Genomic DNA, 12,938 nt, shown 5'->3' on the forward strand with positions numbered 1-12,938 from the left:
ATACCTATAACAATGTAGTATACCACGTTATTTCCCTATTGTTCAAACAATGATAGACTCAAGTTTTCAAATTCCAGTGGGGCTAACCCCGTCATCGTCAGGCCCAACAAGCGTAATTCTAACTCTGCCGGGGCTACTTCTTCAAATAACTGCATGGCATAATAGACGATGGTCGCGACATCATTTAAGAAATAGTCTTGCTTAGTCAAGCGTTTCGTGACCGTTTCAAATGAAGCTGTCCGCAATTTCAAAACCAAGGTCTTGCCATGCTTTTGCTTGTTATTTAATTCTTTTACCAGACGTGTGGCTAATTGCCTAAATTCATCATTGACTTGGGCTTCACTCACTAACGGGCGAATAAATGTCCGCTCCGTCCCGATCGATTTGCGTTCCCGAACTTCGACTGGTCGTTCATCGATCCCCCGCACCTGCTGGTACAAGACCGTACCGATCTTGCCAAAATGTTTATTTAAATAGCGCTCTGATTTGGCATAGAGATCTTCACCCTTCTCGATCCCTAAAGCATGCATCTTAGGCGCAGTCTTTTTACCCACGCCACGAAATTTTTCGATCGGTAGTGGGAATAAGAAAGCTTTTACCTCCTCTGGCCTGACCACGGTCGTTCCCACCGGCTTGCAAAAATCCGAAGCCAATTTTGCTAAAAATTTATTGTACGAAACGCCGATCGAACACGTCAGTTGCGTTTCATCATAGATCCTTTGCTGTAAGCGATGCGCGGTCAAGACCGCTGAGCCAAGTTTTTGTTTATCAGCCGTAATATCTAAATAAGCCTCATCAAAAGCGATCGGTTCAACTAGATCGGAAAACTCAGCAAAGATCGCATGGATCTGGCGCGATACTTTACGATATTTTTCAAAATTTGGTGTTACAAAAACTGCTTTAGGACAAAGTTTTAAGGCTTGTTGCGCATTCATCGCCGAATGGATCCCAAAAGCCCGCGCCTGATAATTGGCCGTTGCTACGACTCCATGTCCCCCGGTTTTACGCGGGTCACGGGCGATTACAACTGGTTTATCACGTAACTTAGGCTCATCGCGCATCTCGATCGAAGCATAAAAACAATCCATATCCACATGGATGATATCACGTTGTTTCATCAGTTTCCTCACATTACAAATAGGACCCAGGCTAAAACATCCCAAGGTCCCAAATATTTAATCATTCAACTTTTTTAGAAGATCCAATGGTGACCTGCTTTAGCCAATAATTCATCTGATGCTTGTGGTCCCATCGTCCCGCAGGCATAATTTGGGAAATAATCAACTGGTAGGTCTTCTTGATCCCAAGCATTTCTGATCGCATCAACGAATTTCCAAGAATATTCCAATTCGTCCCAGTGCGTAAAGTTTACCGAATTACCTTGCAACGCATTTAAGATCAAGCGTTCGTAAGCTTCAGGAACTTTAGCAACTTGTTCTTCAGTCAAGCGATAACCGATATTAGTTTGCCGTGTTGCAAATTCTTGACCGATCTTTTTGGTGTTCAAAGTAAAGTCGATCCCAGTATCGGGTTCAACATTGATCGTCACAGTATTATCGGCTAAACCTTGGCCGCCAAATAAGGAATCATCATCTTGTTTAAAGACGATATCGATCCGTGTAGCTTTCGTAGCTAATCTTTTACCTGTCCGGATATAGATCGGCACACCCGCCATATCACAGTTATCCACTTCAAGTTTACCCGCTACAAAAGTCTCAGTCATTGAATCGGGAGCGATCATACTTTCATCACGATAAGCCACCATATCCTTACCCTCACCATATTGACCGCGGACAAAATTTTGTGCGACTTCTTCGGGTGAATAGATCTTCAACGCCTCAAAAGTTTCAACTTTTCGCTTCCGGACGTCTTTAGCACAATAAGAATCCGGCCGATCCATCACAAGTAACGCAACGATCTGTAAAATATGGTTTTGGACCATATCCCGCAAAGCGCCGGCTGTATCATAATAGCCTCCACGTTCTTCGACACCTAATGATTCGCTGAGTGTCACTTGGATATTACTGATCATCTTATTGTTCCAGATCGCACTTAAAATGCTGTTGCCAAAGCGCAGCGCCATAATATTTTGGATCATTTCTTTACCTAGATAGTGGTCGATCCTGAAGGTCGCTTCTTCTGGGAAATATTTACTGATCTCATCGTTTAATTCTTTAGCACTAGCATAGTCATGCCCAAATGGTTTTTCGATGATCACACGATTATAACCTGCCGTTTTAGTTAGACCTTGTGATTTCAAATGTTCACAGATCGTCCCAAAGAAACTAGGTGACATCGCTAAATAATACAAGCGGTTGCCTTCTAAGCCATAATCTTGGTCTAACTTATCGGCCAAAACACGTAAAGTCTCATAGTGGTCAACATCATTGACATTATGTGATTGATAGTAGAAATGGCTAGCAAATTCATCGATCTGGGTCTGGAAGTTAACCATCCCATCGATCGATGATCTAACTACATCACGGTAATAGCCGTTTGACCAAGGGCGTCTTGCTGTACCGATAACTGCAAAGTGTTTTTTTAAGTAGCCACGCTTATACAGATTAAACAAGGCAGGATACAATTTGCGTTGTGCAAGATCACCAGTCCCACCAAAAATAACAAACAATGCTTTTTGTTCTTTCTTAGCCAAGTTAAGCACCACTTTCATGATTAATTATAGTTATGTTTATTTTACTAATTCAGCTAATATTTAACAAGTAATTCAGTGCGAAGAATTACGAAAAGGAGCGTAAAAATAACGGTAATATCACTTGGAGGCACTTTTGGCCTCGAAGGGATATCATTGTTATTTTCTAGATCCTGCAATTCGCAGCCCGACATAATTCAGTGCGGAGAATTGCATGTATGATCTATTGCACAAAAAAACGCCCCGAATCACTCGTGAGCGTATTACTTTGTTTTCATTAGATCAAGTGGACACCCTTATCTACATAAATGACATCGCCAACTACACCAGTCGCTAAGTCACTCATCAAAAAGGCACAAGTTCCCCCGACTTCTCTGATCGTCACAGCCTCTTGATCGACCGTTCGTTGCTTGGAGATCTCTAGGAGGTCAGAGTGACCCTTGATCCCCGTCACAGCTAGTGTTTTGATCGCACCCGCTGAGATCGCATTTACCCGGACCCCAAACTTACCCAGATCACGTGCTAGATAACGCACACTAGATTCTAAAGCGGCTTTGGCGATCCCCATCGTATTATAGCTTGGGATCGCCCGAGTCGAACCCATATAGGTCAAAGTTACTAAACTGGCAGGATCATTTAAAAGCTCTAACTCCATCGCCACCTTGCTAACAGCGATCAAAGAGTATGCTGAAACATCGAGTGCCGTTTGAAAACCAGCACGAGTCGCATTCGTGATCTCACCTTCAAGTTCTGCTTTTGGAGCATAAGCGATCGCATGAACGATCCCATCGATCTTGCCATATCGTGTTTTGATCTCACTAAAAGCTTGGGCGATGCTGTTATCATCTGCAACATCACACTCAAGTAAGGAAGCTTCATCGCCCGTCAACTTGAGTAAACCTTTTTTTAAGCGCTCATTTTGATAAGTATAGATCAAATTAGCGCCTTGCTCTTGCATTACTTGGGCACAACCCCAAGCGATCGAGCGTCGATTAGCGACACCCATTACCAAAATCGTTTTATTTGCTAATAAATCTCCCATGATCATAATTTCCTTACTTTAAAATTTCCGAAAACGTTCATACCGCTCGGCTAACAATTCGGTTGGATCTTTTTTTACTAAAAGCTCTAGATCACGTTTTAAAACAGCCTTGATCGCTGCTACCGTCGCCAAATGGTCATTTCCATCTTCTGCGATCACCCCTTCGATCGCGCCGTGCTCTAACAACGCTTCTGGGGTCAACTGCATCACTTCAGCGGCCTCATCTGCTCGCTGACTATCCTTCCACAAAATAGACGCGAACCCTTCAGGTGATAAAACAGAGTACATGCTATCTTCTAACATATACACCCGATCACCACAGGCCATGGCAAGAGCGCCTCCACTACCACCCTCACCAAAGATAAACGTGATCAGCGGCACTTCCAATTGTCCAAGTTCTAACAAGCAGCGGGCGAGCGCTTCACCTTGTCCTTGTTCTTCGGCACTACGCCCCGGATAAGCACCGGCTGTATTGACAAAAGTCACTACTGGACGACCAAATTTTTCGGCTTGTTTAGCTAACCGCAATAATTTGCGGTACCCCGCTGGTTCAGGTGAGCCAAAATGCTTAGCCACACGCTGCTTAGGAGTTTTACCCTTGTCAGTTGCGACGACAGTGACTGGACGGCCACAAAATCGGGCCAAGCCACCAACGATCGCAGGATCATCTGAACCTTGACGATCACCATGTAATTCAAAAAAATCATCAAATAAATGCTCAATAAGTTCAGGGGTGGTGATTTTAGCTTGTGATCTAGCTGCAGCTACTACCTGAGCTGGCGTCTTACTATTTGCCATTAGCTTCACCTTCCTTTTGATGGAATCTCAATAACTGTGCCAAAATTTGTTTTTGCTCGCGCCGCTTAACAAGCGTATCGATAAAGCCATTTTGCAACACCGTTTCGGCACTTTGCAGATCAGCTGGGATCTTTTGATGCATCGTCTGTTCGATCACCCGCTTACCGGCAAATCCGACTAAAGCATGAGGCTCAGCCAAGATCAGATCACCTTGCATCCCAAAACTAGCCGTAACTCCGCCAGTTGTCGGATCGGTCAAGACTGAGATATACAACAAGCCAGCCTCTGAGTGCTTAGCGACGGCATTTGAAACTTTAGCCATCTGCATCAAGGCATGGATCCCTTCTTGCATCCGTGCGCCCCCTGACGCCGTAAAAACGACGACAGGTAAACCTTCTTTAGTCGCACGCTCAAATAAACGCGTCAATTTTTCGCCAGTAACTTTGCCTAATGAACCCATGATAAAATATGGATCCATGATCCCTAAAGCAAATTTTTGGTCTGCAATCTGAGCCAGACCTGTCAAAACGGAATCATTCAACTCTGTCGTTTTTTGCGCTTTAGCTAATTTTTCAGCATACTCAGGAAAGTCCAACGGATCATCGGTCACCAAGTCTTCATCCCAAGGAATAAACTCATCGACCAGCCACGATAGACGCTTTTTAGCCTTTATTCTAAAACCATAAAAACATTGTGGACATTCTTGTAATGGGCCTAAATCTTGATGAAAGATCTCATAGCCACATTTAGGACAAGCGACCCACAAGCCAGCTGGAACCTTTTTTTCAGCGGCTTTATTGGCCTTTACTTGTTTATTTTGGACTGTATTGGCCTCATCAAACAGTTTCATCGGTATTTCCTCGTTTCCACTCTGGTAATAAAACACGTTCTAAGTAATCAGTGTTAAACGTTCCATCCAAGAAACCTTGGTCTTCTAAAATAGTCAGATAGAAATTCTGGTTAGTCTTGATACCCGAGATCACCATCTCACTTAATAAACGTTTTAGCTTTTCGATCGCTTCATGGCGATTTTCACCCAAAACGATAACTTTAGCAATCATCGAATCGTAATATGGTGAGATCTTGACCCCAGCATACAAATCAGAATCGATCCGCATCCCTAAGTTACCCACCGGGAAGTGCAGATAGTCGACTTTACCAACAGAAGGCGTAAAATTCTTGGCGGGATCTTCAGCATTGATCCGACATTCAATCGCGGTCCCCAGTAATTTGATATCAGCCTGCTCAAATGGTAGATCTTGGCCAAAAGCGACCTTGACTTGGGCCTTGACCAGGTCAACGCCAGTCACCATTTCTGTGACAGTATGTTCCACTTGGATCCGCGTATTCATTTCCATGAAATAAAATTTATGGTCTTGATCCATCAAAAATTCGATCGTCCCAGTATTACGGTAATCGATCGCTTCAGCTGCTTTGACCGCCAATTCACCTAAGTATTTACGTTCAGCTTCCGTGATCAACGCACACGGACTTTCTTCGATCATCTTTTGTTTATTTCTTTGCAATGAACAATCCCGTTCTGGGAAATAGACCGTGTTGCCGACATCATCGCGAAAGATCTGGACTTCGATATGCTTAACATCTTCCATGATCTTTTCCAAATACATCCGCGCATCACCAAAGGCCATCTGGGCTTCACGTTTAGCCTCATTAAAGGAATTAGCGAGCTCTTTTTCTGTATCGACCCGCCGGATACCTTTACCACCGCCACCAGCTGCCGCCTTCAATAAGACCGGATAACCGACCTCTTTAGCGACCCGCTTAGCCTCTGCAACATCTTCTAAAAAGCCAGTACTGCCAGGGATCACCGGAATATCGTGTTTTTGCATCTGGATCCGGGCATTGGCTTTATTTCCCATCAATTCGATCGTCTCGGAACGTGGCCCGATAAAGACTAAGCCACAAGCCTCACACAACTCTACGAAGCGACTATTTTCTGATAAGAAGCCAAATCCGGGATGGATCGCTTCAGCACCCGTCAAAACAGCAGCTGCCAAGATATTTTTCATATTCAGATATGAATCTTTTGGTTTAGCCGATCCAACACAGACCGCTTGATCTGCCAGTTTGACATGCAAACTTTCACGATCTTCAGTCGAGTAGATCGCAACTGATTTGATACCAAGCTCTTTTAAAGAGCGAATAATGCGGACCGCGATCTCACCACGGTTGGCCACCAATACTTTAGAAAACATGTAACTACCTCTTTTATCCGATCATAAAAGTCAATTCAGCTAGGCAAACTACTTGACCAGCCACTTTGGCGGTCGCTTTACCACTGCCGATACTGCTCTTGATCTTTTCAAGTTTTACCTCAAGTTCTAACACATCCCCTGGGTACACAGGGCGTATAAATTCTGCTGCTTTGATCCCGCCAAAATAAGCAGTCTTACCAACAAACTCTGGCAACGTCAGCAACGCACAGGCCCCTGTCTGTGCTAAAGACTCGATGATCAAAGTTTCAGGCAAGACAGATAATTCCTGTCCTGCAAACAAAGCTTCATGTTCTGTCACACAGCGAAGCGCCCGCGCTGACTTTCCGGGTTCTAATTCTTCGACCCGATCGATCAGCAACAACGGGTAACGATGGGGCAAGATCTTTTTGATCTCTGCACTACTTAACTTCATCATTTAACCTCGCCCTACTTTGAACAGCGGTTGATCAAATTCGACTAAGTCTTCATTTTCGACCAAGACCTCAGTCACGATACCATCTTGATCACTTTTGATCTCAGTCATCATCTTCATCGCTTCGATGATGCAGACCACGTCCCCTTTATGAACACGTGAACCCACCGTTACATAAGGATCTTGATCAGGTTTAGGTTGTAAATAAACACTACCGACCATCGGCGATTTGATGAATTCCCCTTCAGCCTGGGTATCTTTTGTTACCGGTGGCACATTTTCTTCAACGGCGGTGATCGCTGGTTGCTCAGCTTTTTCACGCACTGGTAAAAATGGGATCTCATTTTTACTCAAATGGATATGAAAGCCATCCGTCGTGATCTCTAATTCACGCATTTCTGACTTTTTAAAATCATCCATTAATTTTTCAATATCATTAAAGTCCAAGTCTCTCAACTCCATTTTCTAAAAGCTAAAACTGCATTATGGCCCCCAAAACCTAATGAATTGCTCAAGGCATATTCAAGTTTTTCAGGGTGGGCTTTAGCCTGTGTTACTACATTAACTTTACACTCTTTATCTTGTTCTGTCATACCTATATTAACAGGTAATTGCCCCTTTTGTAAGCTAGCAACTACCGCAATGGCTTCGATCGCCCCAGCAGCACCTAATAAATGCCCTGTCATCGCTTTGGTACTTCCGACTAAAACTTTACTATCTTCACCAAAAACTAAATTGATTGCTTTTGCTTCAGCAGCGTCATTAGCTTTAGTTGCCGTCCCATGAGCATTGATATAATCAACTTGCGCTGGCTCGATCTTTGCTTCAGCGAGGGCCAGTTGCATTGCAGTCGCAGCTCCTTCGCCCGTCGGATCAGGTGCCGTCATATGAAAGGCATCACAGTTACTACCATAACCAACGACCTCACCTAAGATCTTAGCGCCCCGTGCCTTAGCATGTTCTAAACTCTCCAAGACTAAAGCACCACTACCCTCGCCCATGACAAAGCCAGAGCGGTCTTTATCAAATGGGATAGAGGCTCTTTGCGGATCAGTTTGCGTCGATAGAGCCGTTAATGCTGCAAAACCAGCGATCCCGATCTCATTGACTGATGCTTCTGCCCCACCAGCGACCATCACCTTGGCCCGCCCTTCTTTGATCTGGCGGTAAGCTTCACCGATCGCATTGGTCCCTGAAGCACATGCCGTTACGATCGAAGTACAGATATTTTTAGCCCCGATCCGCAAAGCGATATTCCCGGCTGCCATATTGACGATCGAGGTCGGAACAAACATCGGTGAGACCCGCTTAGGACCTTTTTCATGCATCTTGATCACTTGTTCTTGGATCGTCGTCAAGCCCCCGATCCCCGAACTAAAAATAACGCCAAGATCTTTAGAAGCGGTATTTTCAGAGGTGATTTGCGCTTGCTTCACTGCTTGAAGGGCACTATCAACGGCATATTGTGAAAAAAGATCCATGCGTTTGGCCGCTTTTTTACCGACCCGTAAAGTGGTATCAAAATCTTTGACTTCACCCGCATTGGTGACTCCAGTCTCAGTGGCATCAAATTTAGTGATCGGAGCGATCCCCAACTTTCCCTGAAATAAATTGTCACTATATTCAGTCACATCATTACCGATCGGGGTGACCGCCCCCATTCCTGTAATTACTACTCTTGTCATCTAAAACACCTCTCGTTTTGTTCTGCTTTAAAAGGCTAACCCACCATCGACCGTGAGCACTTGGCCTGTCAAATAATCATTTTCAGCTAAAAAGATCGCTGCATGTGCCACTTCATCCGGTGTCCCAAAGCGTTTTAATAAGATCTGCTCTTTAACTTGGTCTTTGACTTTATCGCTTAAGATAGCTGTCATATCACTGGCGATCATTCCCGGTGCGATCGCATTACATCTAATGTTGCGCAAAGCACCCTCTTTAGCCGTCGTTTTGGTCAAGCCAATGATCCCCGCCTTGCTGGCAGCATAATTAGCCTGACCTACATTGCCGTAAAGCCCGACCACAGAAGCGACATTGATGATCACCCCTTGACGTTTTTTATACATTTGCTTTAAAAAAGCTTGCGTCATGCGAAATGTTCCCATCAAGTTAACATCGATCACGTTGGTAAAATCTGCTTCTTTCATACCGATCAGTAACTTATCATCGGTGATCCCCGCATTGTTGACTAAAATGTCGATCTGACCAAATTTGGCTTTAGCTTCTTTGACCATTCGCTTAACGTCAGCGGGCTGGGAAATATCACCTAAAATAACTTCGACTTGAACACCAGTCTGCTTTAATTCATCAAGCAATTCGCTTGGGACTATTTTGCGAGCGTTAAGCGCAACATTAGCTCCTTTTTTAGCAAAAGCGACCGCCATGCTAGCTCCGATCCCGCGCGAAGAACCCGAGATAAAAACATTTTTTCCCGTTAATTCCATCTTTAATTCCTCAATTCTGCCAATGTGGCTTGATAATGCTCCCACGTATCCAACCGATAACGTGGGATTTTTTTAGCGATCTGACGCGCAAATTTGCTCAAAGCGTCACCCGGTCCGATCTCAAGTAAGACATCTGGCTTTTCTTGGGCAACGATCTGAGATAGACAGGTCGCAAAATGGGTCGGGGCAGCAACTTGTCTTGGTAAGATCTTGGCTAAGTTAGCCTTGGTAAATGGAGCTTCGATCGTATTACTAAAGACTGTAAATCCCGGTTCTTGCCACTCGATCTGGACGACAGCTTGTTTTAATTGCTGTTCAGATGTTGAAAAAAGTGGTGTATGAAATGCCCCAGCTACGTTCAAAGCGATCACTTTTTTATTTGCAGCAGCTAAAGCTTGAGCTAACCTGTCAACTGCTGGCTTATGACCCCCAACAACAACTTGTTTGGGCGCATTGTAATTTGCGATCCAAACACCTTCTTCTGGGGTACTGCATTTGACACATAACCGCTCCAATTCAGCGAGCTCGGGCTTTAACACAGCTAACATCGCCCCTGGCTTTTGAGCTACTTCTGCTTCCATGTATTGAGCTCGCTTTTTCACTAGCTCTAGACCAGCTTGTTCACTCAGCGCTCGACTAGCTATCAAAGCGGGATATTCCCCCAATGACAAGCCCAAAGCACCGCCAACTTCAAGTTTTAGATCACGAGCCAAGAGCTGATAGACATTATATGCAAAAGCAGTCAAGGCGGGTTGTAATTCTAACGTACTTGCTTGTTGGCTGTTTTGAAAGATTTTTAGTAGCGGAAGCCCCGTCAGCTGTGTGGCTCGAGCGATCCCAGCTTGAAAATCAGGATCTGCTTGATAAAAATCAAGCCCCATTCCATCAAATTGCGCTCCTTGACCGCTAAATAAGATGACCGCTTTTTTCATTTAGCTCACCTGACCTTAGTCGTTAGCTTCGAGTTGTTTAGCCACATGGTCAACAACATCTTGGATCGTTTTGATGCTTTCATCTGCTTCAAGTTGGATATCCAATTCATCTTCAAGCTCGTTCATGATCTCAAACACATCTAAGCTATCAGCTTCAAGATCTTCTTTGATGTCAGCTGTCAAAACGATATCAGCTGCATCAACATCTAATTGTTCACTTACGATCTCTTGTACTTTGTTTAAAATTTCTTCTTTTGTCATTTTTTATTCCTCCAAAAATCATTAATACTTGATGATAACTGTCCCCAAAGTCAAGCCCCCACCAAAACCACTAAAGGCAATGATCTGCCCGCGTTCAAGCACGCCCTGCTCACTTAGCTCAGCTAGTAAAAGCGGAATACTTGTCGCCGAGGTATTTCCATATTTAGCGATATTAGTTGGAAATTTTTCCAATGGTAACTTCATCTTCTTAGCTACACTTTGAATGATCCGTGCATTTGCTTGATGTAATAAAAATAGATCGACTTGATCTGGCGTCAGCCCCGCTTGTTCACAGGCCCGGACCAATGACTTAGGTACTTGACGGGTCGCAAAGTTATAGACCTCACGTCCATCCATCCCAAAAGCTGTCGGTCTTTGTGGTCCAGTAGGCGGAAAGCTGGGTGATACTTGGTCACATCCAGCCGTCAATTTAGCATGCGAAGCTCCAAAAGTTTTGATATCAGAGCTCAATAAATAACTCTGCTGTGTGTCAGCACTAGTCAGTAAAACTCCTGCCGCTCCATCGCCAAATAAAACAGCTGTCTTGCGGTCAGTCCAATCAACTAACTTGGATAAGACCTCGCCTCCGATCAACAAAACATTTTTGATCTGTTCATCCTTTAAGAAATTAGCTGCCACTTTTAACCCGTAGACAAAGCCCGAGCAAGCAGCCGAGATATCAAAGGCAAATGCATTTTTAGCTTCAATTTCTCCCTGCACGATCGCAGCAGTTGCCGGTGTATTACTATCAGGTGACATGGTAGCCACGATGATCAGATCGACTTCTTCTGCCTTGATCTTACTTTTTTTTAATAATTCTTTAGCAACTTGGACGCACAGACTTGACGTATTTGCCTTCAAACTCACGCGACGCTCTTTTATCCCCGTTCGCGTCGTGATCCATTCGTCTGAAGTGTCCATTATTTGTGCTAATTGGTCATTTGTGATGACTGTTGGCGGTATATAACTCGCACTTGCAACAATTTTCAATTCGTCCATTACGCCACTTCCGTCTTTTGATTTAAGAATGCTCGGCTAAGAACGACTCCAAATTTCGGATCGCTTTTTCGACCACTTGTAACTCAGCCGGCGTCGTATCCTTGAGAAACCCTTCGACCATTTTATGGTGAAAAGCATCATGTGCGCGAAACATTACGCGGCCCTTTTTAGTCAAACCTAAGCGAATGACCCGGCGATCATCACTACTTCTGATCCGCTCAACATAACCCTTTTTAACGAGGCGATCAACGGTCGCAGTTAACGAACCCGGTGTTAAATGGAGTTCTTTAGCCACTTCAGAAGCAGTTTTATGGTTATACATTGAAATAGCACTGATCGCATGCATCTCCTTGATCGTTAAATCATTGAAACGGCTCTTCTTAAGTTCTTTTTCCTCGATCCAAAGAATATCACTATAGATCTTGACCAAAGCATCATTGATGTACCTACTTCTTTTATCCATAACTACCTCACCTTGAATATTTTGATTACCATATTGTTTGGTTATCAAAATAATACCAGAAAAAAGTACCTAACACCATTAAATTTTATCCTTAGACTGACCAACGATAAACATCAACTCAGCCGTGCAGACCTTTTTCCCTTCAACGAGGGCTTTAGCTTTGACGATCCCCATGTTTTCTTTTTGTTTGTCCATCGTTACTTCCAGTTGTAAGACATCCCCTGGACGAACTACTTGACGAAAACGTGCATTATGGATTGCGCCTAAATAGGCGGTCTTACCTAAAAAGTTAGGATCTTTTAAGATCATGATCGAAGCCGCTTGCGCTAGGGTCTCAATGATCAAGACCCCAGGCATGACTGGATTTTTAGGAAAATGGCCTTGGAAAAATGACTCATTGATCGTCACATTTTTCACAGCGGTGATCTTCTCACCTAAAACCAATTCTTCGACATAATCAATATAACAGATCGGATAGCGGTTAGGGATCAACTCCATTACTTCTTGAGCGTCCATTAACTTTTTCAAACACGCCACCTCTTTCAATTTATTTCGAATACCAAAATATTCGATAGTCGAATGTTATTATATTTAGCTTTGGGTGTCAAACTGCTAAAAAACCTCTCTTATATCGAATGATATTTAAAATAATTTATATTTATCTAAAAAACCGAAAAATAGTTAATAACTTCAAAATAAA

The 12,938-nt window shown here is 43.7% G+C and carries 15 protein-coding genes; all 15 read right to left on the reverse strand.

The features are described 5' to 3' along the window. Positions 1 to 35: 35 nt before the first annotated feature. Positions 36 to 1,118, reverse strand: coding sequence for a DNA polymerase IV (dinB, locus tag ABT996_RS02205; protein WP_035448849.1), 1,083 nt, complete (start codon positions 1,116 to 1,118; stop codon positions 36 to 38). A 74-nt stretch (positions 1,119 to 1,192) separates the two neighbouring features. After that, positions 1,193 to 2,671: a glucose-6-phosphate dehydrogenase gene (gene zwf / locus ABT996_RS02210; RefSeq protein WP_035448847.1), complete on the reverse strand. Its 1,479-nt coding sequence runs from the start codon at positions 2,669 to 2,671 to the stop codon at positions 1,193 to 1,195. Between the two features lie 256 nt (positions 2,672 to 2,927). Continuing rightward, positions 2,928 to 3,692 (reverse strand): enoyl-ACP reductase FabI, encoded by a 765-nt coding sequence (fabI, locus tag ABT996_RS02215; RefSeq protein ID WP_035448845.1) that lies wholly within the window; start codon positions 3,690 to 3,692, stop codon positions 2,928 to 2,930. A gap of 18 nt (positions 3,693 to 3,710) precedes the next feature. Continuing rightward, positions 3,711 to 4,490: an acetyl-CoA carboxylase carboxyltransferase subunit alpha gene (gene accA / locus ABT996_RS02220; protein ID WP_035448843.1), complete on the reverse strand. Its 780-nt coding sequence runs from the start codon at positions 4,488 to 4,490 to the stop codon at positions 3,711 to 3,713. Further along, positions 4,480 to 5,340, reverse strand: a complete 861-nt coding sequence (gene accD / locus ABT996_RS02225; protein ID WP_035448842.1) for an acetyl-CoA carboxylase, carboxyltransferase subunit beta — start codon at positions 5,338 to 5,340, stop codon at positions 4,480 to 4,482. Before accD ends, accA begins: the two co-directional genes overlap by 11 nt. Further along, a complete protein-coding gene (gene accC, locus ABT996_RS02230; RefSeq protein ID WP_035448840.1) occupies positions 5,327 to 6,706 on the reverse strand; it encodes an acetyl-CoA carboxylase biotin carboxylase subunit in 1,380 nt (459 codons plus the stop codon). Before accC ends, accD begins: the two co-directional genes overlap by 14 nt. Before the next feature lie 13 nt (positions 6,707 to 6,719). Further along, a complete protein-coding gene (gene fabZ, locus ABT996_RS02235) occupies positions 6,720 to 7,142 on the reverse strand; it encodes a 3-hydroxyacyl-ACP dehydratase FabZ (RefSeq protein WP_010688596.1) in 423 nt (140 codons plus the stop codon). Then, on the reverse strand, positions 7,143 to 7,586 hold the full coding sequence (accB, locus tag ABT996_RS02240) for an acetyl-CoA carboxylase biotin carboxyl carrier protein (RefSeq protein WP_103050409.1): 444 nt from the start codon (positions 7,584 to 7,586) through the stop codon (positions 7,143 to 7,145). Positions 7,587 to 7,591: 5 nt separating this feature from the next. Further along, positions 7,592 to 8,824, reverse strand: a complete 1,233-nt coding sequence (gene fabF, locus ABT996_RS02245) for a beta-ketoacyl-ACP synthase II (protein WP_035448836.1) — start codon at positions 8,822 to 8,824, stop codon at positions 7,592 to 7,594. Between the two features lie 27 nt (positions 8,825 to 8,851). After that, positions 8,852 to 9,583, reverse strand: coding sequence for a 3-oxoacyl-[acyl-carrier-protein] reductase (gene fabG / locus ABT996_RS02250; RefSeq protein WP_035448835.1), 732 nt, complete (start codon positions 9,581 to 9,583; stop codon positions 8,852 to 8,854). A gap of 2 nt (positions 9,584 to 9,585) precedes the next feature. Then, the gene (locus ABT996_RS02255; RefSeq protein ID WP_035448832.1) at positions 9,586 to 10,515 is read right to left on the reverse strand and encodes an ACP S-malonyltransferase; all 930 of its coding nucleotides are present in this window, start codon (positions 10,513 to 10,515) and stop codon (positions 9,586 to 9,588) included. A 15-nt stretch (positions 10,516 to 10,530) separates the two neighbouring features. Beyond that, a complete protein-coding gene (locus ABT996_RS02260; RefSeq protein WP_010688591.1) occupies positions 10,531 to 10,776 on the reverse strand; it encodes an acyl carrier protein in 246 nt (81 codons plus the stop codon). 21 nt (positions 10,777 to 10,797) lie between these two features. After that, positions 10,798 to 11,775 (reverse strand): beta-ketoacyl-ACP synthase III, encoded by a 978-nt coding sequence (locus tag ABT996_RS02265; RefSeq protein WP_035448829.1) that lies wholly within the window; start codon positions 11,773 to 11,775, stop codon positions 10,798 to 10,800. Positions 11,776 to 11,797: 22 nt separating this feature from the next. After that, positions 11,798 to 12,238 (reverse strand): MarR family winged helix-turn-helix transcriptional regulator, encoded by a 441-nt coding sequence (locus tag ABT996_RS02270; protein ID WP_035448827.1) that lies wholly within the window; start codon positions 12,236 to 12,238, stop codon positions 11,798 to 11,800. A 78-nt stretch (positions 12,239 to 12,316) separates the two neighbouring features. Beyond that, complete coding sequence (gene fabZ / locus ABT996_RS02275) at positions 12,317 to 12,754, reverse strand: 3-hydroxyacyl-ACP dehydratase FabZ (RefSeq protein ID WP_033193014.1); 438 nt, start codon at positions 12,752 to 12,754, stop codon at positions 12,317 to 12,319. Positions 12,755 to 12,938: the final 184 nt, after the last annotated feature.

The organism is Ligilactobacillus sp. RTP31139st1_D10_RTP31139_211217 (assembly GCF_040226755.1).
GTDB classification, from domain to species: Bacteria; Bacillota; Bacilli; order Lactobacillales; family Lactobacillaceae; genus Ligilactobacillus; species Ligilactobacillus animalis.